General features: G+C 71.3%; 23 protein-coding genes and 3 pseudogenes. 16 read left to right on the plus strand and 10 right to left on the minus strand.

What is annotated here, in order from left to right; translation table 11 throughout:
- Window positions 1-585: sigma-70 family RNA polymerase sigma factor (locus B9S58_RS24095; RefSeq protein ID WP_103534155.1), on the plus strand; the 585-nt coding region annotated here is incomplete at its 5' end.
- On the opposite strand, the gene B9S58_RS24100 is transcribed toward B9S58_RS24095, so the two are convergent.
- Genes B9S58_RS24100 through B9S58_RS24115 form a run of 4 tightly spaced genes read right to left on the minus strand, consistent with a single transcriptional unit; the run spans window position 582 to window position 5,032 of the window.
- Window positions 582-1,889, minus strand: a complete 1,308-nt coding sequence (locus tag B9S58_RS24100; protein WP_258044958.1) for an MFS transporter — start codon at window positions 1,887-1,889, stop codon at window positions 582-584. The genes B9S58_RS24095 and B9S58_RS24100 overlap by 4 nt on opposite strands.
- Before the next feature lie 49 nt (window positions 1,890-1,938).
- Window positions 1,939-3,165 carry an ATP-grasp domain-containing protein gene (locus B9S58_RS24105; RefSeq protein WP_103534157.1) on the minus strand — a complete coding sequence of 409 codons (1,227 nt, stop codon included), beginning with the start codon at window positions 3,163-3,165 and terminating at the stop codon, window positions 1,939-1,941.
- Entirely contained in the window at window positions 3,162-4,295 is a 1,134-nt protein-coding gene (locus tag B9S58_RS24110) for a pyridoxal-phosphate dependent enzyme (protein ID WP_103534158.1), read from the minus strand. Before B9S58_RS24110 ends, B9S58_RS24105 begins: the two co-directional genes overlap by 4 nt.
- Window positions 4,292-5,032 (minus strand): class I SAM-dependent methyltransferase, encoded by a 741-nt coding sequence (locus tag B9S58_RS24115; RefSeq protein ID WP_103534159.1) that lies wholly within the window; start codon window positions 5,030-5,032, stop codon window positions 4,292-4,294. Before B9S58_RS24115 ends, B9S58_RS24110 begins: the two co-directional genes overlap by 4 nt.
- A 376-nt stretch (window positions 5,033-5,408) precedes the next feature.
- Between B9S58_RS24115 and B9S58_RS24120 the strand changes: the two genes are divergently transcribed.
- Window positions 5,409-9,590, plus strand: a complete 4,182-nt coding sequence (locus tag B9S58_RS24120; protein WP_103534160.1) for a bifunctional nitrate reductase/sulfite reductase flavoprotein subunit alpha — start codon at window positions 5,409-5,411, stop codon at window positions 9,588-9,590.
- Between the two features lie 16 nt (window positions 9,591-9,606).
- Window positions 9,607-10,170 (plus strand): AAA family ATPase, encoded by a 564-nt coding sequence (locus B9S58_RS24125; protein WP_103534161.1) that lies wholly within the window; start codon window positions 9,607-9,609, stop codon window positions 10,168-10,170.
- A 142-nt stretch (window positions 10,171-10,312) separates the two neighbouring features.
- Here the strand turns inward: B9S58_RS24125 and B9S58_RS24130 are convergent.
- A pseudogene (locus tag B9S58_RS24130) lies at window positions 10,313-10,459 on the minus strand (undecaprenyl-diphosphatase); the annotation flags it as partial.
- Window positions 10,460-10,583: 124 nt separating this feature from the next.
- Window positions 10,584-11,333 (minus strand): annotated as a pseudogene (locus tag B9S58_RS24135) (transposase); the annotation flags it as partial.
- A gap of 287 nt (window positions 11,334-11,620) precedes the next feature.
- Between B9S58_RS24135 and B9S58_RS24140 the strand changes: the two are divergent.
- The 3 genes from B9S58_RS24140 to B9S58_RS40025 are packed head-to-tail and all read left to right on the plus strand — an operon-like array spanning window position 11,621 to window position 12,386.
- Window positions 11,621-12,034, plus strand: a complete 414-nt coding sequence (locus B9S58_RS24140) for a hypothetical protein (protein ID WP_103534163.1) — start codon at window positions 11,621-11,623, stop codon at window positions 12,032-12,034.
- On the plus strand, window positions 12,031-12,255 hold the full coding sequence (locus B9S58_RS40020; RefSeq protein WP_308457919.1) for a hypothetical protein: 225 nt from the start codon (window positions 12,031-12,033) through the stop codon (window positions 12,253-12,255). The genes B9S58_RS24140 and B9S58_RS40020 overlap by 4 nt, the downstream gene beginning before the upstream one ends.
- On the plus strand, window positions 12,225-12,386 hold the full coding sequence (locus B9S58_RS40025) for a hypothetical protein (protein WP_308457920.1): 162 nt from the start codon (window positions 12,225-12,227) through the stop codon (window positions 12,384-12,386). Before B9S58_RS40020 ends, B9S58_RS40025 begins: the two co-directional genes overlap by 31 nt.
- A gap of 208 nt (window positions 12,387-12,594) precedes the next feature.
- Here B9S58_RS40025 and B9S58_RS24150 read toward each other — a convergent pair.
- Together B9S58_RS24150 and B9S58_RS24155 are read right to left on the minus strand one after the other, a co-directional pair.
- A pseudogene (locus B9S58_RS24150) lies at window positions 12,595-12,723 on the minus strand (undecaprenyl-diphosphatase); the annotation flags it as partial.
- 198 nt (window positions 12,724-12,921) lie between these two features.
- Entirely contained in the window at window positions 12,922-13,944 is a 1,023-nt protein-coding gene (locus B9S58_RS24155; RefSeq protein WP_103534165.1) for a LysR family transcriptional regulator, read from the minus strand.
- A gap of 70 nt (window positions 13,945-14,014) precedes the next feature.
- Between B9S58_RS24155 and B9S58_RS24160 the strand changes: the two genes are divergently transcribed.
- Entirely contained in the window at window positions 14,015-15,214 is a 1,200-nt protein-coding gene (locus tag B9S58_RS24160; protein WP_103534166.1) for a TDT family transporter, read from the plus strand.
- 48 nt (window positions 15,215-15,262) lie between these two features.
- Here the strand turns inward: B9S58_RS24160 and B9S58_RS24165 are convergent, their stop codons facing one another.
- Together B9S58_RS24165 and B9S58_RS24170 are read right to left on the minus strand one after the other, a co-directional pair.
- Window positions 15,263-15,871 (minus strand): TetR/AcrR family transcriptional regulator, encoded by a 609-nt coding sequence (locus tag B9S58_RS24165; RefSeq protein WP_103534167.1) that lies wholly within the window; start codon window positions 15,869-15,871, stop codon window positions 15,263-15,265.
- A gap of 42 nt (window positions 15,872-15,913) precedes the next feature.
- Entirely contained in the window at window positions 15,914-16,594 is a 681-nt protein-coding gene (locus tag B9S58_RS24170; protein WP_258044960.1) for a class I SAM-dependent methyltransferase, read from the minus strand.
- 96 nt (window positions 16,595-16,690) lie between these two features.
- On the opposite strand from B9S58_RS24170, the gene B9S58_RS24175 reads away from it, so the two are divergent.
- The 9 genes from B9S58_RS24175 to B9S58_RS24215 all read left to right on the plus strand — a co-directional run bounded on the left by B9S58_RS24175 (window position 16,691) and on the right by B9S58_RS24215 (window position 24,676).
- Entirely contained in the window at window positions 16,691-17,614 is a 924-nt protein-coding gene (locus tag B9S58_RS24175) for an NAD(P)/FAD-dependent oxidoreductase (protein ID WP_103534169.1), read from the plus strand.
- A gap of 167 nt (window positions 17,615-17,781) precedes the next feature.
- Window positions 17,782-18,768 (plus strand): ATP-binding cassette domain-containing protein, encoded by a 987-nt coding sequence (locus B9S58_RS24180; protein WP_103534170.1) that lies wholly within the window; start codon window positions 17,782-17,784, stop codon window positions 18,766-18,768.
- On the plus strand, window positions 18,765-19,613 hold the full coding sequence (locus B9S58_RS24185; RefSeq protein WP_103534171.1) for an ABC transporter permease: 849 nt from the start codon (window positions 18,765-18,767) through the stop codon (window positions 19,611-19,613). Before B9S58_RS24180 ends, B9S58_RS24185 begins: the two co-directional genes overlap by 4 nt.
- Before the next feature lie 396 nt (window positions 19,614-20,009).
- Entirely contained in the window at window positions 20,010-20,642 is a 633-nt protein-coding gene (locus tag B9S58_RS24190; protein ID WP_103534172.1) for a class I SAM-dependent methyltransferase, read from the plus strand.
- Between the two features lie 434 nt (window positions 20,643-21,076).
- Window positions 21,077-22,027: an NmrA family NAD(P)-binding protein gene (locus B9S58_RS24195; protein WP_103534173.1), complete on the plus strand. Its 951-nt coding sequence runs from the start codon at window positions 21,077-21,079 to the stop codon at window positions 22,025-22,027.
- A gap of 190 nt (window positions 22,028-22,217) precedes the next feature.
- On the plus strand, window positions 22,218-23,057 hold the full coding sequence (locus B9S58_RS24200; RefSeq protein WP_258044961.1) for an alpha/beta fold hydrolase: 840 nt from the start codon (window positions 22,218-22,220) through the stop codon (window positions 23,055-23,057).
- Window positions 23,058-23,225: 168 nt separating this feature from the next.
- Window positions 23,226-23,567: a nuclear transport factor 2 family protein gene (locus B9S58_RS24205; RefSeq protein WP_219818910.1), complete on the plus strand. Its 342-nt coding sequence runs from the start codon at window positions 23,226-23,228 to the stop codon at window positions 23,565-23,567.
- Window positions 23,568-23,658: 91 nt separating this feature from the next.
- On the plus strand, window positions 23,659-24,312 hold the full coding sequence (locus B9S58_RS24210) for an NADPH-dependent F420 reductase (RefSeq protein ID WP_103534175.1): 654 nt from the start codon (window positions 23,659-23,661) through the stop codon (window positions 24,310-24,312).
- A 79-nt stretch (window positions 24,313-24,391) separates the two neighbouring features.
- Window positions 24,392-24,676 carry a hypothetical protein gene (locus B9S58_RS24215; RefSeq protein ID WP_103534176.1) on the plus strand — a complete coding sequence of 95 codons (285 nt, stop codon included), beginning with the start codon at window positions 24,392-24,394 and terminating at the stop codon, window positions 24,674-24,676.
- The last annotated feature ends 262 nt before the right edge of the window (window positions 24,677-24,938 follow it).

A 24,938-nucleotide genomic window follows, 5' to 3' on the forward strand; every position in this document is an offset into this window, starting at 1 on the left:
GGGCAGATCACCGACTGGGCGCTGGCCGCGGGCGGCGGCGACCGGGAGGCCGCCGACCGCTTCGTCCGGGCGACCTACGAGGACGTCCGCAGATTCGTCGCCTACCTCAGCGCCGACGTCCCGGGGGCCGACGACCTGGCTCAGGAGACCTACCTCCGGGCGATGAGCGGGCTGGCCCGGTTCGCGGGGCGTTCCTGCGCCCGGACCTGGCTGATGTCGATCGCGCGGCGCGTCGTCATCGACCGGCACCGGGCCGCAGCCGTACGTCCCCGGACCGCCGACACCGCTGACTGGCAGGCCGCCGCGGAACGCGCCCAGCCCCGCCACCTGCCCGGATTCGATGAGTCCGCCGCGGTGCTGGACGCCCTGCGGAGGCTGGACCCCGCGCGCCGCCAGGCCTTCGTCCTCACCCAACTGCTGGGCGCGTCCTACGAGGAGGCCGCGGCCGCCGCCGGGTGTCCGATCGGCACGGTGCGCTCCCGCGTGGCGCGCGCCCGCCGTGAACTCGCCGGACAGTGGCGCACGGAGCCGGCCGAACCCGCACCCGCCGGCCGTGCCCCCGACCTCACAGGGCGATACACCTAGGGCACGTCCGCCCGGGGCCCGTCGGGGCCCCGGGCGGTACGCGGGTGGCGCAGCGCCCCCGGACGGCGGCGGAGCAGGAACACCGGCAGCAGCAGGCACTGGAGGCAGACCACCGCCCAGAACCCCCGCGCCGAGCCCGCCGACTCCGCCACCCCGTACAGCTGACCGCCCACCACCCCGCTGGCGAACGCGCCGATGCCCGCCGCCAGCCGCTGCCGCCCGAACACGCCCGCCGGCGCGGAGGCCGAACGGGCCAGCGCCTCCAGGTCGTTCTTGAGGAAGAGCACGATCTCCCCGAGGCACAGCAGCGTCCCGCCCACCGCGATCCCCGTGTGCCCCCCGGCTCCGATCGCCGCCATGCCCGCGGCCATCGCACCGAAGCCCCACCGCAGCGCGGCCGGGTAGCTCAGTGCGGCCACCCGTTCCGCCAGCAGCGGCTGGGCGACGACGAGGAGGGCCGCGTACCCCGTCAGGACGGCCCCGTAGAAGGCCGCCGAAGTCCGGGGGACCGCGTACAGGGCCAGGTAGTGCTGGAAGAACATGAACGCGTACACGCTCAGCACGGTCACCACGAACGGCGAAGGCCCCGAGTCCGGCGCGTCGGGAACCCGGACCGGGGCGGCAGCCGGCGCGGGCGCGTCGCCGCCCCGGTCCGCCGACCCCCGCGGCAGCAGCGAGTGCCCGGCGCCGACGAGCGCGAACAGCACGGTGACGCAGGAGAACAGCACCCCGGGGGAGCCCATGACGAGCGGCGCGGCGGCCGGCGGGCCCAGCGCCATCCCCGCGTTGAACGCCGAACCGCTCGCCGACAGCAGCCGGGGCCGCTGCGCCTCGGACGCCCCGTCCACCAGATACGCCTTGTTCGCCGGGAGGTACAGCGCCGCGCCCGCCGACACCAGCAGCAGCGCCCCGACCGCGAGGACCGGACTGGTCAGCCCGGGGACGAACGCGGCGAAGCCCGCCGTACGCAGCGCCAGCGCCAGCAGCATCGCGCGCCGCAGCCCGATCCGCCCGGTCACCGGCCCCGCCACCACGCCCCCGGCGAACTGGATCAACGAGGCGACGGCCAGCACGAAGCCGACCGTGCCGAGTCCGAGTCCGAGCCGCCGGTGCAGCAGCACCGACATGTAGGGCAGCACGGCGAAGCTGCCCAGGGTGATCAGGAACGAGCCCGCCAGCAGCAGCCGTTGGGGGCCGGTGAGCGGTGGGCGCGCAGCCCGCCCAGAGGCCGTCCTCCGCCGGCCCCCACCCGTCCGCCCGGTGGCCGCCCTCCGCCGGGCCCGCCCCGTTCGCCCACGGCCCATCCCGGCCTCCGGCACCCCACCCGTCCGCCGAACGGTCACCCCGCCGGGCTCACGCCGTGCCGGCGGCGACGACCGGGCGGACCCGGACGGCCGCGCTCCACGCCCGGTGCTGGGCCAGCTCCGCCGTCGGCCCCTCGGCCAGCACCATGCCCGTACAGCCACGCTGATCGCCGACGTGGACCACGCTCTCGCCGGGCTCGCGGACCGGGAACCACTCCACCGCCCCCGGGAACGCGACGAGTTCGTCGAGGCCGAGCCAGCCCTTCAGCACCCCGGGCCGCTCCGCGTACACCAGGACGAAGCCGTACGCGGATCCCGAGGTGTCGAGCGGGGCGTCCAGCAGCTCCGGGCGGCGGCCGAGCGCCTCGTCCATCATCGCCGTGTAGACATTGGTCCGCAGGGTGCGGCACAGCACCTCGCCGACCAGTGCGCCGCCGATCCTGCGGTTGATCTCCACCAGCTCGGGTCCGTCGGCCGTCAGGACGAACTCCACATGGGCGAAGCCGCGGGTGTGCCCGGCCGCCGCCAGGACCCGGCCCACCCACCCCTCGATCCCGGCCCGCTCCTCCTCGGGCAGCGCCACCGGGAACGACGCCGCCTCCTCCCGTACGACCGCCGCCCGGGACGTCTGGCGGCTCAGCACCCCGAGCAGCCGGGTGGTCCCGTCCCAGCTGAGGGTCTCCGCGCTGTACAGCGGGCCGGCGAGGAACGTCTCGGCGAACAGGGCGCCGGTCAGGCGCTGTCGACCCGCCTCCGTCAGCGCCCGGCGCAGGCCCTCCTCGTCGTGCACGATCCACACATGACGGGAAGACGTGCCCGCCGAGTCCTTCAGGACCGCGGGCAGCCCCACGGCCCGCAGCACCTCCCCGGCGCCCTCGGGACCCGGCGGGACGGCTACGGCCGTACTTCGGCTCAGCCCGTGCGCGTGCAGCGTCCGCCGGACCCGGCGCTTGTCGCGCAGCAGCCGTACGGCCCCGGGATCCGCGCCCGGGAGCCCCAGTCCGGCGGCCAGCTCCGCGGCCGGCAGGCTCCAGGTGTCCGTCGTGTTGATCAGCCCGGCCAGGCCGGGTACGGCGGCCAGGGCCCGGCGGGTGGCCCGCGGGTCCATCGTGTCGACGTCCACGACGTCCAGCGCGTCCGGCGGCAGGACCGCCAGCTCGTGCCGGTAGACGGAACGGTCGCCGGTCAGCAGGCACAGCCGGTGCCCCGCGTCGGCGGCGGCCTGCGCCATCCGGCCCAGGCCGAAGGACAGGGACTCCAGTGCGGCGATCGTCATGGCAGCGGCTCCACGGCCGGTACGGGGGAGGGGACATCGCCCTCGACGGTCCTGGCGGCCTCCGGAGCGGCGCGCCCGGCCCACTCCATCACCGACCACGGCGGCCGCAGGCCGGCCGGCGACGCGATGGTCCGGGGCCGTAGCCCGGCCGGGTCCAGGGCCTCGGCATGCCGGGCGAACACCCGCTCCGCGTACCGGTGTCCGGTGTCGGCGCCCAGCACCAGATGCAGCCGCCCGGGATCGCGGGCGGCCTCCCAGGACGCCGTCAGATGCGCCGCCCCGGTGGACAGGCCCGCGAACACCGCGTGCTCCCGCAGCAGTCCGACCGCCCCGGCCATCGCGTGGCGGAAGTCCAGCCAGTGGACGGTGTCGTACAGCTCGTGGCGGACGTTCCCGAACGGGATCGAGCTGCCGATGCCCGCGATGATCGCCTCCGGGTCCTCGAACCGCTCGCTCCCGAAGGTCACGCTCCCGAACGGCTGGATGCCCACCAGCCGCACCGGCCGCCCCGACTCCCGCAGCGCGCGGGCCAGTCCACCGGTCGACGCGCCCGTGCCCACCGCGCCGACCACGGTCAGCGGGCCCTGGGGCAGAGCCCCGTTCAGCAGCTCCGCGAACTCCCGGTAGCCCTCGTGATGGACCCCGTCGTGGTACTGCCGCATCCAGTGGAAGTCCGGCCGCTCGGCCAGCAGCCGGCGGACATGGCGTACCCGCAGCTCCTGGTCCAGGCGCAGGCTCTGCGAGGGCGGCATCGCGTCGACCGTCGCGCCGAGGATCTCCAACTGGGCCCGCATGGTGGCGTCCACGGTGGTGGAGGCGACGATGTGGCAGCGCAGCCCGTAGCGGTGGCAGGCCATGGCCAGTGCCAGCGCGTAGATCCCGCTGGAGCTGTCGACCAGGGTCTGCCCGGGGACCACCCGGCCCCGGCGCAGCAGCGAGCGGACCGCGCCGAGCGCCGCGTACACTTTCATCGTCTCGAAGCGGGCGAGGACGACGTCGGCGGTCAGCCGGATCAGGTCCGGGGTCTTCACGGCGTCGGTGATGTGCTCGTGGACCGTCGCGGCGGCCTGACGCGGGCGGGTCCCGGGCCCGGCCGTGGTGCGCGGACGGGCGTCCGCCCCGGCCCTCACTTGCGCCGCCCGCGCACGATCAGCCGGTCCGAGCGCTGGTCGTAGCCGGACGCGTCGAACCCGCCGAAGCACTCCACGTCGGTGAAGCCCGCGGTTTCGAAGAGGGCGTGCAGCTCGGCCGCCGAGTAGAGCCAGGAGGTGATGGAGGCGGTGCGCGCCGTCGTGCCGCGCACCAGGGTCCAGTCCGTGCGCAGCCGCCGCCAGCTGTCGAGGACGGTGTCGCGCTGGACGACGTAGGCGCCGTCCGGCAGGTCGACCGCCTTCGGCCGTCCGATCCAGCCGGCCAGCACCTCCTTGCCCATCACGTCCACCAGGAGCTGCCCGCCCGGCGTGAGGCTCTCGTACGCGTTGCGCAGCACCCGGAGGTTGTCCTCGGCCTCGTCGAAGTAGCCGAAGGAGGTGAAGACGTTCAGTACCACGTCGAAGGCGCCCGGCTCCTGGTACGTGAGCATGTCGGCACGCTCCAGCCGGGCCTCGGCGCCCGCCGCTTCGCAGGCGGCACGGGCACTCTCCAGCATCGAGGGCGACAGATCGACCCCCGTCACCTCGTACCCGCGCTCCGCCAGCGGCACCACGAAGAGACCCGGACCGCAGCACAGGTCCAGGACTCTCGCACCCGGTGGGAAGTCCAGCAGGGGAGAGGACGCGACCAGGGCGGCGGCGGACTCGGCCCGCGCCGCCGGGAACATCGTCGGGGCGAAATCGGACCAGAGCGCATCGTCCTCGTACCAGTGCATGCCTCGCGGTCTCCTCCCGGGCCCGGGGCCCCGTGGGTGTCCTGCTGCCGTCGTCCCGGCAGCCGTGTCGCGTCGCCGGCCGCCGCTTCCGCCACCGGGCGGTGCTCCCGCACCCGGTGTCTCTCCAGTAGTCGGCCGCCCCGGCCGGGAAGTTCCCGGGCGCTCACCGGCCGGCGCCCCCGGATCACCACCCGTCACCGTCTGTCACCGCCCGTGATCCGGGGGTGCCTCACCGGCGTCGTCCGGGCGGTGTGCAGGAGACGTAACCGGTGTTGTTCGTCCGGTGTCATCCCCGGGTAACGGGCCCTTCCTAGATTCGGGGGTGACCGCCACCAGCCCCGCGTCCCTCCGGGAACGCCGCCCCCGAAGGGCCCCCATGACCGTGCCGACCCCGCCGCCGTGCGCACCCGCCACCGACCGGGTGCGCACGGTCTGCTCGTACTGCGGTGTCGGCTGCGGGATCGTCCTCGACATCGCCACCGGCCCCGACGGCCGCCGCACCGCCGTGAAGGCCTCGGGGGACAAGGAGCACCCGTCGAACGCCGGCCGGCTGTGCACCAAGGGCGCGACCGGCGCGGACCTGCTCGCCGCCCCAGGCCGGCTGACCACCGCACTGGCCCGTGCCGACCGCAGCGAGCAACCCGCGCCGCTCGCCCGGGACGCCGCCATCGCGGAGACGGCGCGCCGGCTGCGGGCCGTGCTGGACGCCCACGGCCCGGACGCGGTGGCCCTGTACGTCTCCGGCCAGATGACGCTGGAGGCGCAGTACCTCGCCAACAAGCTGGCCAAGGGCTTCATCGGGACCAACACCATCGAGTCCAACTCCCGGCTCTGCATGGCGAGCGCGGGCAGCGGCTACAAGCTGTCCCTCGGCGCCGACGGGCCGCCCGGCTCCTACGAGGACTTCGCCCACGCCGACGTCTTCCTCGTCACCGGCGCCAACATGGCCGACTGCCACCCGATCCTCTTCCTGCGGATGATGGAGCGCGTCAAGGCCGGTGCGAAGCTGATCGTCGTCGACCCCCGGCGCAACGCCACCGCCGCCAAGGCCGACCTGTACCTCCGGATCCGGCCCGGCACCGACCTGGCCCTGCTCAACGGACTGCTGCACCTCCTCGTCGAGAACGGGCACACCGACCCCGCGTTCATCGCCGAGCACACCGAGGGCTGGGAGCAGATGCCGGCCTTCCTCCGCGACTACCCGCCCGCCGCCGTGGCGGAGATCACCGGCATTCCCGAGGCCGACATCCGGCAGGCGGCCCGCTGGATCGGCGAGGCGGGGGCGTGGATGAGCTGCTGGACGATGGGACTCAACCAGAGCACCCACGGCACCTGGAACACCAACGCGATCGTCAACCTGCACCTGGCGACCGGAGCGATCTGCCGTCCCGGCAGCGGCCCTTTCTCGCTCACCGGCCAGCCCAACGCCATGGGCGGACGTGAGATGGGCTACATGGGCCCCGGGCTGCCAGGCCAGCGATCGGTCCTGGTCGACGAGGAGCGCGCCTTCACCGAGGAGCTGTGGGGCATCGAGCCCGGCACCCTGCGCGCGGACGGCTCGGGCAGCGGCACCGTCGACATGTTCCGGCGCATGGCCGAGGGGGAGATCAAGGCCTGCTGGATCATCTGCACCAACCCGGTCGCCTCGGTCGCCAACCGCCGGACCGTCATCGAGGGCCTGGAGGCCGCCGAGTTCGTCGTCACCCAGGACGTGTTCGCCGACACCGAGACCAACGCGTACGCCGATGTCGTCCTGCCCGCCGCCCTCTGGGTCGAGTCCGAGGGCGTGATGATCAACTCCGAGCGCACCCTCACCCTCTCCCGCCGCGCCACCGACCCGCCGGGGGAGGCCTGGCCGGACTGGCGCATCATCGCGGCGGTCGCCTGCGCCATGGGGTACGAGGACGCCTTCAGCTACACGAGCGCCGAGGAGATCTTCGCGGAGATCACCCGGGCCTGGAACCCCCGCACCGGCTACGACCTGCGCGGGGTGACGTACGACCGGCTGCGCGAGACCCCGGTGCAGTGGCCGAGTGCCGACGCCGAAGGACCGGCCCGCAACCCCGTGCGCTACCTCAACGACGGGGTCAGCCAGGAGCTGACCGTACGGCCCGACGGGAGCGTCCCGAGGCTTGCGTTCCCCACGCCCGGCGGCCGGGCCGTCTTCCACGCCCGCCCGCACCTGCCGCCTGCCGAAATGCCCGACGAGGACTACCCGTTCGTCCTCAACACCGGGCGGCTCCAGCACCAGTGGCACACCCTCACCAAGACCGCGAAGATCAGCAGGCTGAACCGGCTGGACCCCGGCCCGTTCGTGGAGATCCACCCCGACGACGCGGCGGCCCTGGGCCTCACCGAGGACGACGGCGTCGAGGTCGCCTCGCGGCGCGGCCGCGCGGTGCTCCCGGCCCGGATCACCGACCGGGTCCGGGCCGGGGAGTGCTTCGCCCCGTTCCACTGGAACGACCTGTTCGGCGAGTACCTGGGCGTGAACGCCGTGACCAACGACGCGGTCGACCCGATCTCGTTCCAGCCCGAGCTCAAGGTGTGCGCGGTCCGGCTGGCGAAGGTCGCCGCACCCGCGCCGCGCCGGGACCGTGCCGAGGCGGGGCGACCCGCGCTCACCGGCGGTCCCGGCTTCGCGGACGCCTCGGGCCTGGCCGACGCCCTGGGTGTCGACGGCTCCGCCCCGCCTGTCCTCACCGGCACGGAGCGCCGCTATCTGGCCGGATTCCTGGCGGGCCTCGGCGCCCGGCCGGACGGCACCCCGGTGCTTCCGGCGGGCGCCCCGTTCGCTCCGGACCACGCCCTGTGGGTCAACGGAGTGCTGGCCGGCACCTACTCCCGGCTGCCGGAGACCCCGGGACCCGGGACCGCGGCACCGGAGAGCGCCCCGCAGGGCCCGGGCCGGCCGGTCGTCGTGCTGTGGGCCTCGCAGACCGGCAACGCCGAGGAGGTCGCCGCGACAGCCGCCCGGACACTGGCCGCCGAGGGGTACCGCACCACGCTCCTCGGCATGGACGACGGGACACCGGACGCCCTGCCGAGCCCGGCCGACCTCCTCGTCGTCACCAGCACCTTCGGCGACGGCGACGCCCCCGACAACGGCTCCGGGTTCTGGGAGTCGCTGAACGCCCCCGGGACCCCGCGCCTGGACGGCGTCCGCTACGCCGTCCTCGCGCTCGGCGACTCCACGTACGACGACTTCTGCGGCCACGGCCGCCGTCTGGACGAACGGTTCGGCGAACTGGGCGCGGAGCGGCTGGTCCCGCGCACCGACTGCGAACCGGAGTACGAACAGCCCTTCGGCCAGTGGCTCAAGGAGGTCCGGGCGGCGCTGGAGACGACGACACCGGAAGGGGCGGCGACGTGGGCGGCGGACACACCGCCGGCCACGGCGACGGTGCCGCCGTCCGGGACGGCGCCCTCCCGCCCCGCCAGGGCCGCGCCCGTCACCGCCCTCCTCACCGGGAACCGCCTCCTGAGCCTGCCGGGCGCGACGAAGGAGGTCCGCGCCTTCACGATCGACACGCGGGGCGCCGACACTCCCCTGACGTACGCGGCCGGGGACGCCCTCGGCGTACAGCCCCTCAACTCCCCGGATCTGGTGACCGAATGGCTCGCCGTCACCGGGCTCGACCCCGCCGCCGAGGTGGACGTCCCCGGGCACGGACCGGTACCCCTCGACGAGGCCCTGACCCGCCACCTCGACATCGCGCGCATCACCCCGGACCTGCTGCGCCTGGTCGCCGAGCACACGGGGGACCGGTTTCTGAAGAAGCTGCTGCGCGCCGACAACAAGGGCGAGAGGGACCGGTGGACCTGGGGGAGGCAGGCCGTCGACGTCCTCGCCGAACATCCGGTGCGGGCCACGGCCGCCGCCTGGGCCGAGGTGCTGGCACCGCTCCGGCCCCGGCTCTACTCCATAGCCTCCAGCCCGCTCGCGGACCCCCACCGGATGCGGCTGACCGTCTCCGTGATCCGCTACGAGAGCCACCGGGGCCGGACGCGCAAGGGTGTCGCCTCCACGTTCCTCGCCGACGCCGGACTGGACAGCCCCGTCCCGGTGTTCGTCCAGCGCAACGACCGCTTCCGCCCGCCCGCCGACCCGGCCACCCCGATGGTCATGATCGGGCCCGGTACGGGGGTCGCCCCGTTCCTGGGCTTCCTGGAGGAACGCCGGGCGCTCGGACACCCCGGCGCCAACTGGCTGTTCTTCGGCGAGCAGCACCGCGCCACGGACTTCTACTACCGTGAGGAGCTCGACGCCCTGAGCCGCTCGGGCACCCTCACCCGGCTCGACACCGCGTTCTCCCGCGACCAGCGCGCCAAGGTCTACGTCCAGGACCGGATGCGTGAACACGGAGCCCAGCTCTGGTCCTGGCTCCGGGACGGCGCCCACCTCTACGTCTGCGGCGACGCCTCCCGTATGGCCAAGGACGTCGACCGGGCCCTGCGCGACATCGCCGTCGCCCACGGGGGACTCGATCCCGACGCCGCGGCCGCCCAGGTCAAACAGCTAGCCTCGGACCGCAGATACGTGCGTGACGTGTACTGAACGAGGGAGTACGGCCATGGGCTGGACGGAAGTACCGGTGGACACCGAACCGGCGGCGGGCGCGGTACTGCTGATCGGCATCCCCGGCAGTGGCAAGAGCACGGTTGCCGCGGCGCTCGCGGCCCGGTTCGCAGCCTCCGCCCACATCGAGGTGGACGCCCTCCAGGAACTCATCGTCTCCGGCGGCCGGTGGCCCTCGCCCGAGCAGGACGATGAGGCGGACCGGCAGATCTTCCTCCGGGCCCGCAACGCATGCCTGCTGGCGGACAGTTTCGTCGCCGCGGGCTTCCTCCCGGTCATCGACGACGTCGTCGTACGCCGCGCCCACCTCGACTTCTACCGCGCCACGCTCACCGGCGGACCGCTGCACCGCGTGGTCCTGGCTCCGGGCGCGGCGAAGGCCATGGAGCGCAACCTCGCCCGGGACAAGACGCTGACGACGGACTGGTCCCCCCTGGACGCGGCGATGCGCACCGAACTGGCCGACGAGAAGATCTGGATCGACAACGCGGAGCTGACCGTGGACGAGACGGTCGACGAGGTGCTGTCCGCCACCGGTCTGACGCCCCAGGAGGTCTGACGCTCAACGAGCCGCACGTCGCAGCAGGCCTGACGCCCCGGCGTTGTCAGACCCCCGCCGTACGGTGAGGACATCTATCCGCGCTGCTGGCTGCTGCGCTGCTGGATCGCCCCGCCCGGCTGCTCCCGGGCGGGGCGCACACCTACGGGGTGACGCCCGCGGACTCACCCGCGTGCGGGCTGAGTACCCCGGCCCAGATCAGAAGGAAGAGGACGATGCCCAGCAGGATGCGGTAGATGACGAACGGCATGAAGCTCTTGGTGGTGATGAACTTCATGAACGAAACTATGTCGACGTGTCCTGAGCGGCTTTGACCTGCTGGTTTCCACCACTTTTCAAGATCGAATGGTAGGGCGCTGGGAGATGGCGCCTTTCCAGTGCCCTCCCTCGCCGACCACGAACGGCGCAGCCACTCCGCGACCCGGGCCCGGCCCGCCCTTCGGTCCCGAGCGGGCCGGGCCCGGGTCGCGGAGCATCACGCGGTCCGAGCGCAGTCGTCCGAGCAGCACGACGGGCAGGTCCTTCAGGGCGTGGGAGAGGTAGGCGACGTCGTAGCCGGAGTCCATCACGATCAGGATCTCGGGGTCGCCCGGCTTCCAGTGCCCGGCGATGACCAGGCGATTCACGACCTCGCGCAACTGGGCGGCGGTCACGAGCGTGGCGTCGTCCGCGGGCCCGAGACGTACGGCGTCCAGCAGTTGGCACCAGGAGGTGCGGCCGGGCTCCAGCGCGGCGACGAAGGAGTAGGGCCAGCCTGGGATGAGCTGGTCCGCGCTGCGGTCGCCGCGTCCGTAGACGTGGCAGAAGAGCCGGTCGTCGCTGGAGGGAGCGTCGGGGCGGAGCCAGTTGCTGACGTCCACGGCCAGTACGATCCGGCCGTCGGCCGCCTTCGGCAGCGGTAGGTCTGCCAGGGCACGACGCAGACGCGTCGGTTCGATCCAGCCCTGGTCCAGCGCCGAGTACAAGGCGCCGTGCCCGCGCCGGTGCTCGGCCGTCAGCGACAGCTCGACCAGGGTGTTCACCGGCCCGTCCGCACACAGGACCGCGTCGGTGAGCTCGAAGAGTGCGTCAGCCCGGGCGTAGAGGCTCTCGTAGAACTCGACCCGAAAGCGGGACAACAAGCCCAATGCCTCGCCTGCGGGCACGTCGACAGGGACACTCATGGGCAGCGGCCGTTCTCTCGCACTTCGTTACTCGACATCTCGAAGCGTGAAGAACGGCCGCGTCACATGCTGCCGGATCCCGGGGATCTCAGCAGGTCGGGTGACCGGCGACGTTATACGTCAAGCTCAGCACACACACGACAACGCCCCGATGAGCCGGGGCGTTTCAGGCGTTTCATCACCTCAGGGGTCGGGGCGGGTCAGGGGGTAGTGGAGACCGCCACGGGGCCCCTGGAGGCCGTCGGGGTGTACGTGCCGTCCCGCGACGACGGAGGCGATGTTCCTGGATGGATTGGCCGCCGCGCTCCCCACCGGGGAGGCGGCACCGCCTGGTCCTCAGGGACTTCAACATCCTGGAGTCGGAGCACGTCCCGAAGTACGGCACGTTCCAGGACTTGGAGTACGCGTTCTATACCGGGCTCTCCGAGGCCGGCTACCGGGACGCCTTCCGCCTCCTGGCGCCGGACGCCCTGGAGTATTCCTGGGTGGGGCGCACCGGCGACGGCTACCGCTACGACCACGCCCACGTCTCCGGCCCCCTCGCTGCGTGCCTGGCCGACTGCCGGTACGTGCACGAGCCGCGGACCGACGAGGACCGGCTCACCGGCCACTCTGCCTGGACAGTCGCCCTGACGCTCAACGCCGGGGCGCCGGCGCTGTTCTGGCTCTGCTGCGGAATCCACCCGGGGAGGACGGCATGAAGGTTGACACCTGGGACTACGTGACGCGGCTGCGAGAGTGGCTCGACGCGGACGCGGCGCCGACGTCGGTGGAGGACGCGCGGCTCCTGCGTGTGCTCAAGATTTCTGAGGAACTGGGGGAGGTCGCGGAGGCCCTTCACGGGGCGCTCGGCGCCAACCTGCGCAAGGGTGCGTCCCACGACTGGGGGGCGTGGCGAAGGAACTCGCGGACGTCATCGTGACGGCCATGGTCGCCCTGGACACCGTGAGCGGGGATGGCGCGACCGTGGTGGAGCAGCAGCTCCAGGGCCGCGTGGAGGAGGAGATCACGGCGGCCGGGCATCCGGCTCCTCCAGGTCCTCGCTATAGCTGACCCGCTCCACCCTCTGTACCGAAGGGCCCGCACGGCAGTGCGGGCCCTTCCGGGTCAGCCCCTACTTTGCGGACGCGCACGTCCTAGTGGGGGCATATCCCGCCTCCCCAGTGGGAGATGAGTGGAAGATGAGTGGGAGATGATCATGGCGTGGTGCTGCAGTCAGGCGCTAGGAAATGCTAGATAGCGCTACCGGTGTGGCCCGGTTTCAGCCGCCGGACTCACCCGCGTGCGGGCTCAGCACACCCATGCTGACCAGGGCGAAGATGAGGATGCCGAGGGCCACCCGGTAGTAGACGAACGGTATGAAGCTCTTGGTGGTGATGAACTTCATGAACGAGTTCAAGCCGAGGTTCTGAGCGGCTCTGACCTGCTGTCTCCACCACTCTTGAAGATTGAATGGGAGAGGAGTCGGAGGTGGCAGTGCTCTCCCTTGCCGGCCACGAAGCGCAGCCACCTGGTTTGCAGCGAATCGGCGGCCTTGATGTCCTCCGGAGTGCGGACCTCCGCGAACCCCGGTACGGGCACCCCGGCGTCACGCCAGATCCGGCGCATCAGACGCTTGTCCCGCCCCCACCACGACCCGCTCACCGGCGCCGCGCAGACCGAGCCGCAGGCTCGCGTGGGCGACGGCCACCACCGCGTACTCCGAGAGTGAATCGCCCCGGGCTTGACACAGATCTCGGGCGGGTCCGGCGGGCCGTGCTCCGGTGGGCCATACGGCGCGCAGCGAGCGTGTCGTATCGAGGCCGGCCACGGGGACGGCCTTCAGTGTGCCCGAGGCGAGTTCGGCGGTCAGCGCGAGCGAGCTGAGGACTGCCGGACCGAGCCCGGCGGCGGCCGCGTTCTTGATCGCGGTGGTCGAGGGCAGCTCCAGCAGCGGTGCGGACTGCGGCCCAGAGGCACCGGCACCGACTGCTTCCTCGAAGGATGTGCGAGTACCTGAGCCCGGTTCGCGCTGGATCAACGGTGTTGCCGCTAGCTCGTCCAGGCCGACCTCGGCACGTCGCGACCACGGATGCCGGGGGCCGACGACCACCACGAGGCGATCCTTTGCCACCAGCCGGCTCTCCAACCCCCGAGGAGCCCGGGGCCCTTCGATGAAGCCGATCTCGGCCCGCCCCTCCAGGACAGCCCGGCTCACCGTGGCCGAGTTGCCCGGCTCCAGCGTGACCTTGGTGGAGGGAGTCCGGCTGCCCAGCGCCACCAGCCACCTGGGCAGCAGGTACTCGGCGACGGTCTGACTTGCGGCCACGTGGAGATGGGAGTCGCGCTGGTCGCGCAGAGTATCGATCCCGGTGCCGAGCCGCTGTGCCGCCTCGATCACAGGCCCGGCCCATTCCGCGATCAGCGCCCCGGCCGGGGTCGGCCTGGAGCCGAGCGTGGAACGCTCCAGGACCTGCAGGCCGACCAGCTGCTCCAGGTAGCGGATACGCGAGCTGGCGGAGGGCTGGCTGATCCCATGGGCTTCGGCGGCACGACCGAGGCTTCCCAGCTCGATGACGCTGAGCAGCAGGTCCAGGGCGGACAGATCGGGCACACGGGGTGGCAATGACATAGAGCCATTCCATGGATCCATCGACGCGTTGCCGCTACCGGACCAGGGCCCGCGGCCGGACCGTGGACAGATGAGCACCATCACCGACCACCGCCCCGGACCCACCGTCCCCACCCCCCTGCCCACCGCCGCCTCCCCTTCCACCCGGCGGCGGGTCCTTCGCGACCTGGAACACCCTGGCGACCTCTTCCGGCACCTGGGGCCGAACTGGTTCGCCTCCGTGATGGGCACCGGCATCGTCGCCAACGCGGCCGCCACCCTGCCCCTGCAGTTTCCCGGCCTGCGTACCGCGGCCACCGTGGTATGGGGATGTTCGGCGCTGCTGCTGGCCGCGATGACCGCGGCCTGGTGCGTGCACTGGATCCACCACCGCGACAACGCCCGTGGTCATGGCACACACCCGGTGATGTCCCAGTTCTACGGAGCTCCACCGATGGCCCTGATGACCGTCGGCGCGGGAACCCTGCTGCTCGGCAAGGACGTCATCGGCCTGCAGGCCGCCGTCACGATCGACTGGACCCTCTGGCTGACCGGTACGCTCCTCGGACTGCTCGCCGCGTTCGCCGTCCCGTACCGGATGATCACCCGGCACAAGATGGCCGCCGACGCCGCGTTCGGCGGCTGGCTGATGCCGCTGGTGCCGCCGATGGTCTCCGCCGCGATGGGCGCCCTTCTCATCCCCCACACCCCGCCCGGGCAGCTCCGGCTGACCATGACCCTCGCCTGCCTGGCCATGTTCGGGATCAGCCTGATAGCGGCCTTGATCATCATCACGCTGATCTATTCGCGGCTGATGCACCACGTGGCGCCCGCGGCAGCCACCGTTCCCACCCTGTGGATCGTTCTCGGCCCCCTGGGTCAGTCAGTCACCGCAGCCGGCCTGCTCGCCAATGCGGCACCCACGGCTCTCCCCGATCCCTACGCCCGCGGTCTGGCGGTGTTCGCCCTCGTCTTCGGAGTGGTCACCTGGGGCTTCGCGATGCTCTGGCTGGCCCTTGCGGCCGCCGTGACCCTGCGCACGGCCCGCACCACCGGGCTGCCTTTCAACCTGACTTGGTGGGGGTTCACCTTCCCCGTGGGCACCTGTGTCACGGGCAGCACCGTCCTGGCGGACCGTACCGGCTCCAGCGCCCTCCAGTGGACAGCCGTCGCCCTGTACGCCGTACTGCTCGTCGCCTGGGGCGTCGTTGCGGTACGCACCGCCTGTGGGGCGGCGCGGGGGACCCTCTTCCTGCCCCCGGGCTCGACCCCGCCCAGGTCTCACTCCTGAAGTCGGCGCCCTGAGATCGGCACGGGCTCGACCGCGGTGAATCCGGCTTCAGCGGGGACGGTTCGGTGGGTGGGCGGCGACGACGCGGCGGAAGAGGGCTTGCACGGCCGTGGTGACGTCGGTGCTGGTGTGGGTGTGGTGGCAGGGGCCGGTGTAGGCGTGGGTGAGGAAGTCCGCGGTGAGTTCGGGGTCGGGGACGTCGAACTCACCGGAGCGGTGACCTCCGGTCAGGATCCTCACCAGCAACTCGCGGGCGGCGGTCATGGGTTCCTCTCCGGCGGTGCCGCCGGGTTCGTGGAAGAGTCGGTGGTAGAGCTCGTGGTGGTCCTGCTCGGCGGCGATCCAGGTGGCGACGAGGCCGTCGAGGCGTTCGGTCCAGGTCAGGTCCGGCTGCTCCAGGAGGGTGGCGGGTTGCTGGAGCATGCGGTCCCACATCTCGGCCTGGAGGGCGGCGAGGAGTTCCTGTTTGGAGTCGAAGTAGAGGTAGACCGTGCCTTTGGCGACCCCGGCGCGGGTGGCGACCTTGCTGACGGTCAGCGCCTCGTAGCCGTCCTCCAGGAGTAGGGCGGCAGTGGCGTCGAGGATCTGGCGGCGCCGGACGTCCGGGGGCTGGAAGCGGCCGGCGGGCTGGGCGGGGGCGGACTGGTCCGCGGGCACGGCCCCTCCTTCATGGTCAGTGACTGACTGACCGGGGGTCGGTCAGTTGGTGGCTTCCAGGGTGCCATGCGGTTTGCGGGCAGTGACGATGACCGCGTGGTCCTCGCTGGGGTGCTGGATGCGCGGTACGACCCGTCGTTCGGCGCGGACGATGTCCAGGCCGAGCTCGGTGAAGGCTTCGGTGAGCTCGGTGAGGGTGGCGAGGTCGCCGGGGTTGCCCCAGTCGCAGGCTTCCTCGTCCCATTCGCCGAGGGCCACGATCCCGCCCGGGGTGAGCGCGGTGGCCAGGATTGCCAGGGTGGCGGTGCGGGCGATGCCGCGAGGCGGCAGGGCGTAGGAGCTGAGGGCGAAGCCGTAGGTGGTCTCGGGCTGCCAGGTGGCGCTGTCGGCGACGGCGAGGTCGACCCGGTCGTCCAGGCCGCGGGCGCAGGCGCTGGCGCGGGTGGAGGCGATGGCGCGGGGTGCGAGGTCCACGCCGGTGACGCGCCAGCCGCGTGCGGCGAGTGCGAGGGCGTTGCCGCCGGCGCCGCAGCCCAGGTCCAGGGCCCTGCCCGGGGGGAGGTCGTGGGCGGGGGCCAGGAGCGCCAGGTCCGGGGCGGCGGTGTCGCTGCCGTCGCCGGTGTAGAGGTCGTCCCATGCGAAGTCCGGGTACCCGGTCGCGCCGGGGCCGTGGACCTGGCCGGTGTCGTGGGCGGGGCAGGCGTGGCCGGTGTTGTGGGTCACAGTTCCTCCAGCGGGAATGGGATCGATCGAATGACCGTTGGTCAGTAGTATGACCATCGGTCATTCGTTTTCGTCAAGCCCTACAGGAGGCATCCCATGAACCCCACCGCCCAGTACGACACCGTGATCATCGGCGGCGGGCCCGCCGGCCTGACCGCCGCGCTGACCCTGACCCGCTACCGCCACCGCACCCTGGTCATCGAGTCCCCCGCCCCGCCCCGCAACGCCGCCTCCCGCGGCGTGCACGGCCTGATCGGCCTGGAAGGCGCCACCCCCGACGAGCTGCGTACCCGTGCCTGGGAGGAGCTGGACCGCTACGGCCTGGCCCAGCGGCTCGACGTCACGGTCAGCGAGATCACCCCGATGCCCGGCGACGGCTTCACCGTGCGCGCGGACGACGGGACGACGGCCTGGGCCCGGAACGTCATCCTGGCCACCGGTGTCATCGACCAGCACCCAGACGGTGTGGAGGGCTTCTCCGCGTGCTGGGGCCGCACGGTGATCCACTGCCCGTTCTGCATCGGCGAGGAGAACGCCGACCGCACCTGGGCCCTGGTCGCCGACGACCCCCGATACCTCGGCATGGCCGCCACCGCCTTCCGCCCCTGGACCGGCGACACCATCGCCATCGCCCCGCCCTCACTGCCCGGCGCCGACGCACTGCGCCGCAGCCTGCGCGAGCAGGGCAGCGACCTCGTCCAGGGCGAGATCACCCGCCTGCACCACACCAACGGCGACCTGCACACCGTCGAGCTGGCCGACGGCACCCGCCTGGAACGCCAGACCCTGCTGTGGCCCCAGCCCCAGCGGCAGGTCCCCCTCGTCGAACGCCTGGTCAAGGATCACGGCCTCGCCCTGAGCGACGGCTACGTCACCGTGGACGACGGCCGCCAGACCAGCATCCCCGGCCTCTACGCCGCCGGCGACCTGACCGGCCAGGCCTGGGAACAGGGCGCCGTCCCCGCCGTCACCGCCGGAAGCGCCGCCGCCGACGCCATCCACTTCGCCACCCTCCACTAAGTCTCGCTCGGAGACATGCCGGCATGGCCCTGGCCGCGTTCGGTGAGCGGAAGGCGCTGCCGCCGGGCGTCACACCCCCAGGTTCAGGGCCCTCGCCAGGCAATCACCCACGGCGGCACCGGCCGCCCCGCGACGGGCCAAGGACACCCCCGAGAAGAGGACGAAGAATGAAGCAGTACACCCGCCCCCTGGCGATCGAGACGTCAGGACTGACCAAGACGTTCGGCACCCACACGGCCGTCGACGGGATCGACCTGACGGTTCCGGCCAGCACCGTCTACGGCGTGCTCGGCCCGAACGGCGCGGGAAAGACGACCACCGTACGCATGCTCGCCACCCTGCTTCGCCCCGATGGTGGTGAAGCGCGAGTATTCGGCCACGACGTACACCAGGACGCCGGCGCTGTGCGCGCGAGGATCGGCCTGACCGGCCAATATGCCTCACTGGACGAAGATCTCACAGGGACGGAAAACCTGATGCTGCTGGGACGTCTGCTCGGCCACGGCAAGCCCGCCGCCCGGCAGCGCGCCGAGCAGCTGCTCGACGTCTTCGCCCTCACCGACGCTGCCTCACGCCAGGTGAAGAACTACTCCGGAGGCATGCGGCGGCGCATCGACATCGCAGCCAGCCTCATCAGGACACCAGACCTGCTGTTCCTCGACGAGCCCACCACCGGTCTGGACCCTCGCAGCCGCAGCCAGGTCTGGGACGTCGTGCGCGCCGTCGTCGCGCAGGGAACGACCGTGCTGCTGACCACCCAGTACCTCGAAGAGGCCGACCAGCTCGCCGACAGGATCGCGGTGATCGACCGAGGCCGACTGATAGCAGAAGGCACCCCGGGACAGCTGAAGGCCGGCATCGGCTCCGGGGCACTGCGGGTACGGCTGCGGGACGCGGCCGAGCGCGATGCCGCAGCGCGGATACTGGCCGCCGCGCTGGGCGGCGCCGTGCAACGGGACGCCGACCCGGTCGCGCTCACCGCGCGCACATCCCTCACCGGCCAAGGCACCGCACCGGCGGAACAAGCGTCCCGAGCCCTCGCAGAACTGGCCCACGCCGGGATCGCCGTCGACGAGTTCTCCCTCGGCCGGCCCAGCCTCGACGAGGTCTTCCTCACCCTCACCGACCGGTCCACCCAGGAGGCCGCCGCATGACCAGCACCACCATCCCCGCCCCGCACAGCCTGCGGCCCTCGGCCCAAGAACAGCTCACCGCCATCCTCACCACCACACAGCAGCCGCCACGCCCCAGCGCGCTCTCGGCCTCCATGACGTTTGCCTGGCGCGCCGTGCTGAAGATCAGGCACGTCCCGGAGCAGCTGATCGACGTGACGCTCTTTCCCGTCGTCATGACCCTGATGTTCACCAACCTGTTCGGTGGCGCACTCGCCGGTTCCCCTCGCGAGTACCTGCAGTTCCTCCTGCCCGGCATGCTCGTGATGAGTGTCGTGCTCACCACGATGAACACCGGAGTCGGACTCAAGGCCGACATCGACAAGGGTGCCTTCGACCGGTTCCGCACCCTGCCCGTCTGGCGGCCTTCGGCACTGGTCGGGTCTCTGCTGGGCGACATGGCCCGATACCTGACGGCGTCGGCGACCATCCTCCTGGTCGGCCTGGCCATGGGATTCCGCCCGGCCGGCGGGCCTCTGGGCGTACTGGCCGGGGTGGGGCTGCTGACCGTGTTCTCCTTCGCCTTCTCCTGGATCTGGACCACCCTCGGACTGCTGATGCGTACCGAGAAGTCCGTGATGGGCGCGAGCATGCTGGTGATGTTCCCGCTGAACTTCCTGAGCAACATCCTGGTCAGCCCCGACACCCTGCCCGCATGGCTGCAGGCGTTCGTCGACGTGAACCCGATCGCACACCTGGTCACGGCGGTACGGGGACTGATGGCCGGCACCCCCGACGCCGCCGAGATCACCTGGACCCTGGTCGCGGGAGCCGCCATCGTCACCGTGTTCGGCACCCTGACCATGCGCCTCTACAACAGGAGATAACCCCACCGCTGTCCTATGACTCCCCATATGGCACGGCATCAGGCAACCAGGAGTCCGAGCCCAGCCGGAGGTCACAAATGCAGCAGCACCAGCAGCCTCCGGCGGGCGGGCCGACGCCGGAGGCAGTGCCGTCCAGCAGGCGGATCTCGTAGCAGCCGCGGCCGACGACGTGCACGTCGGCAAGGAGCAGCAATGCGCCGGATGCCTGCATGGCCTACGGCATCGGCGCCGCACACCCGCGTCACCACGGCACCGTCCTGCGGCGGCCCCGTTGCCTGCTCCTGGCGCACTCCGGCAGCCCTCCATGAACGCCGCCGGAGCCGGCGCCGCACCCGCCGACGCCATCCACTTCGCCCACCCGGCCTCACGGCCCCGACACCCCCACCGGAGCCCTCCGTGCCCGAGCAGGACTTCACCGACTACATCGACCGCATCGGCGACCGCACCACCCTCTACCAGGCCGTCGCCGCCCACACCGGAGCGGGCCGCGTCCTGTACCCCGGCAGCTACCTCGACCTCACCCCCTCCCACGTCTGGCCCGACGTCACCTACCTCGACGCCGACACCCGCGCCCGCAAAGCCTTCCAAGGACCCGACGCCACCACACTCGCCACCCGGCACAAGCAGTACCCCCAGCACCCCCGCATCGCGTTCGTACCCGGCGACTACACCCGCACTCTCACGGAACTACCCGCAGCCCAGTGGGACCTGGTGATCTCCCTCTACGCGGGCCCCGTCTCCGAGCACGCCACCCGCTGCCTGCGCCCCGGCGGCTGGCTCCTGGCCAACAACAGCCACGCCGACGCCGGCCTCGCCCACCTCGACCCCCGCTACCGGCTCGCCGCCGTCCTCCACCACCCCTCCGGCCACTACCGCCTCACCACCGACGACCTCGACCGCTACCTCCAGCCCAAACGCCCGCCCCACCCCACCCGCGAACAACTCCACACCACCGGCAGAGGCACCGCCTACACCCACCCTGCCACCGCCTACCTCTTCCGCCTCCACCCCCACACACGCGAACGGTAGACACGACCCGCAACCCCACCGGAACCCGACAGGCCAGCAACCACAGTGGGCGGGGCTGTATATCGTCTTGCAGTTCCGGATCCGAGACGCGGGCGGCCGCTGGACGGGGGCCGCCGAATGGGTTCTCCGAGTGCGTGTCTGGCCATGATCCGGCGCTTCTGTGGAAGGTATAGCCCGACAGCGGGTCCGTTCATGTCGCCGCCGACAGTACTGAAGGCCGACACCCCGTTCTGATCACAGCTGCACTGCGGCCGTGGTGCAGCTGTGAGCGGCGGCGAGGTGCGCTCGGCTGCCAGGGGCGTCGAGAACCCTGAAGGGGCATCCGTGCCGTTGTGTCCCGGCGGGCAGGCGGCGCTGAACTGGCCAGGAGGACTGAGGTATCGACAGCGATTTCATCACGCTATGCGTCAACTCACCCCTTCGGAGGAGTCAGCATGAACGGCAAGAAGGTCATCGCGGTCGCCGGCGCCACGGGAGGTCAGGGCGGCGGTGCCGCCCGGGCGATCCTCTCGGACCCCGACGCGGGCTTCGCGGTGCGTGCCCTCACCAGGAGCCCCGATTCGGCCGCGGCCAGGGAACTCGCCGCACGAGGTGCCGAGGTCGTCCGGGCTGACTTCGGCGACGAGTCGAGCGTGCACAGGGCGTTCGAAGGCGCCTGCGGTGCCTTCCTGGTCACCAACTTCTGGGCCCACGGCTCGGCGGCGAGGGAGACCGGGGAGATCAGCGTTCTGGTGCGGGCGGCCAAGGCCGCGGGCCTTCGGCACGTGGTCTGGTCGACGCTCGAGGACACCCGCGATCTGCTTCCCCTGGAGGACGACCGGATGCCCGTTCTCCAGGGCGAGTACAACGTGCCTCACTTCGACGCCAAGGGCGCGGCGAACGAGCTGTTCCGGCAGGCCGAGGTCCCCACGACGTTCCTGAACACCACCTTCTTCTTCCAGGGCTTCCTAGGGAACTTCACTCCCCGGCGCAGTGAGGGCGGTGTGCTGACTCTTGCCCTGCCCCTCGAGGACGGCAAGCTGCTGGCCGGAGTGGACGTCGAGGACATCGGCCGCACCGCCTTCGCCATCTTCAAGGGCGGCGAGCGGTTCATCGGCGAGACCATCGGCCTGGCCGGCGATCACCTGACCGGGGCACAGTACGCGGAGAAGTTCTCGGCCGCGCTCGGTGAACCTGTGCGTTTTGAGTCGGTTCCCTACGACGTCTTCCGCGCCCTCGGCGTCCCGGCCGCCGACGAGATCGGCAATATGTTCCAGTACTACGGCGACTTCGCCCAGGAGTTCACCGAGGCCCGCGACCTGGCCAAGGCCCGGCAACTGAACCCGGCTCTCAAGAGCTTCGACGACTGGCTGGCTGACAACACCTCCCGCATGAGTACCCGCTGAAAGCGATCCTGGCGCGGCAGCCCAGCCGTGTGAGTCCCCTCAGCCCGTTCTGCCGACGGCACAGCTCGTCGGGGTACTTACGGGGCAGCCATGATCGGCATCCTTCCGGGTCTTGATGATCTCCATCAAACCCGGGGCGAGTCATTTCCGGAGCGCGCGAGGAAGGCAGAGATGGCATATGCGGAACGGAATGTTCCAGGTCGATGAGGCGCAGCTGTACTACGAGGTGCGTGGCAGCGGCCCCGAGCTCATCGCTGTTCCCGGGGCCGGCGGTGACGGTGGCTTCTTCGAAGGTCTCGCCGAGGAACTCGCGGACGCCTTCACAGTGATCACATACGACCGGCGGGGCAACTCCCGCAGCACCGGTCGCACATCGGATCCACTGTCGTTTCCCCGGCAGGCCTCGGATGCCAAAGCTCTCATCTCGGGCCTCACCCGCGGCAGCGCCCTGGTGTTCGGCAACAGCGCCGGCGCACTGATCGCCCTGCAACTGGCCACGCAGCACCCCGAAGCTGTCCGAGGGCTCATCGCCCACGAGCCGCCCGCCGTACGCGTGCTCCCTGAAGGCGACCCGTGGCGGGACTTCTACGAGCGGATCAGCGAGCGCCACGCCGAAGCCGGACCGCTCGTCACCGCTTCCGAGTTCATCGCCGCCATCCGCGGCGAGACCCCCTTCGCCTGGGACCCGGACGTGACGGACCGCTTCATGAACAACGTCGAGCACCTGTTCTCCACCGAATGGGAAGCGTTCGCGGCGTTCGAGCCAGACTACGAGGCCCTCAAGAACGCCACATTCCCGATCCTGCTCGGCGCGGGTTCGACCGACCGTGGCGCCTTCTACGCCCGCCCGTCCGTGGAGATCGCGCGACGCATCGAGGCCCCGTGGGCCGAGTTCCCAGGAACCCACATGGAGTTCACCTCCCGCCCCTACGCCTTCGGCGCCGCCGTACGGACCGTGGCCACGGAGATGTACAGCCGCACCACCGCGGTGCCCGAGATCTGGGAGGGCCGACCCGATCCCGCCCCGTGACCCGTCATTGTCCAGGAGTGTCCAGTTGACCGCCACACCCACCGAGATCATCCAGGATCTCCTGAACAACACAGCACCTGACAGAATCCGGGCCGCGGCCGAACGACTCGTCGCACCAGATGCACCTACATCTCGCTGAACTTCGACCACCCCGAACTGAAGCAGATCATGCCCTGGGCGGGAACCTCGGTCGGCCCACAGGCCTTCATCTTCGCCTTCACCCTGGTCAACACCTACTGGACGGTGGAGGACTTCACCGTCACCGACATCTTCGCGGCAGGCGAGAACGTCGCCGTCTTCGGATCGTTCATCTACCGTTCCGTGGCGACCAGCCACCAGGTGCACTCACCGTTCTCGATCCATAGCAAGGTCCGCAACGGACGCATCGTCCACTTCCAGTTCATGGAAGACACCTACGCCACCGGACGCTCCTTCAGCATGGGCGGCCACTGGGCAGTCAAGAGCGACCCCCAAGGCGAGGCCTTCGACGTCCACTCTCCCTCCCCATGACACGCCGGTGGCGGGTTCATCGCCGCCTCAACGGCCCAGGGATCCACCCCGCAGTGGGCCGACACCTCCACCACCCGACAGGAGTAACGCCATGACCACCGCGATTATCGGAACGGGCAACATCGGCTCCCGCCTTGCCCGTGACCTGACCTCCGGCGGCGAGCCCCTCGCTATCGCCGGCCAGGACGCGGCCAAGGCCCGGTCCCTCACGGAGGAACTCGGGTCAACAGCAACCTCGGACTCTGTACGGAACGCGATCGCCGGAGCGGACGCCGTGATCTTCGCGGTGTGGCTCGACACCACCCTCGAACTGCTGGAGCGGCACGCCGGCGTACTGCCCGGCAAGATCATCATCGACCCGTCCAACCCCATCACCGCCGACTCCAACGGCGGCTTCGAGCGGACCCTCCCCGAGGGCGAGTCTTCCGGGAAGCTCATCGCCGCCCGGCTTCCCGCCAGCGCCCACTTCGTCAAGGCGTTCGGGACTCTGGGAGCCGAGTCCCTGAAAGCTGACGCGAACCGCGAGCCGGAGCGAGCCGTACTCTTCTACGCCACTGATGACCCCATCGCCCAGCCCGTAGCTGAACGCCTCATCAACACCGCAGGATTCACACCGCTCAGGGCCGGTGGCGTTCACGCGTCCCTGCGCATCGAGGTGGGAGGCGACCTGCACCAGTTCGGCGGCCTGGACGGCCGAACCGTCACCCTCGCACAGGCACGGGCCGCCCTCACCGCCGCCACTTGAGCCCGACACCCGGGCCGACGTCGGTCTGCGATTCGGCGCTCCGTCAGCCTGGACGGGCGAGACAGGAGTACGGCCCGGCATGGCCAGCACCACTGCCCCCACCGGTTCCGGGGCGGCTCCGGCACCACGTCCGAAGCGGCGCACGTTCACCGCCGAGTACAAGCTGCGCGTGGTCGCCGGGTACGACGCCACCCCGTCCGGCGAGGAAGGTGCGGTCCCGCGCCGCGAGCGGCTGTACCACCCGCACGTCATCGAGTGGCGCCAGGCACGTGAGGCCGACGGCCTGGGCGCGCTGACTGACCACGTTCGTCTCGCTACTGGGCACACCCACGGATGCGGAACCGGCCTGACCACGGACGAGTGACCACGATCAGACCGACATCACGCATTCAAGTTCAGTAGCGGTGTGGGGAGATCAGGAGTCGAAGCTCCAGCGCTGCGCCGGGCTGTTGTCGCAGGTGACTGCCCGCAGCTTGGTTCCGTTCGCCGTCGCGCCCTTCTTTGCCAGCCTTGGGTGAGACGTCCCGCATCGTCGGGCTGGCTGGAGAGGGCACGACAGGAGAATTGCCCCGGATTTCCCCGCAGGCGTGGATCAACGACCTTGCCTAGCGCTGCGAACCCGCACT

This window comes from Streptomyces sp. SM11 (genome assembly GCF_002910905.1).
GTDB lineage: Bacteria > Actinomycetota > Actinomycetes > Streptomycetales > Streptomycetaceae > Streptomyces.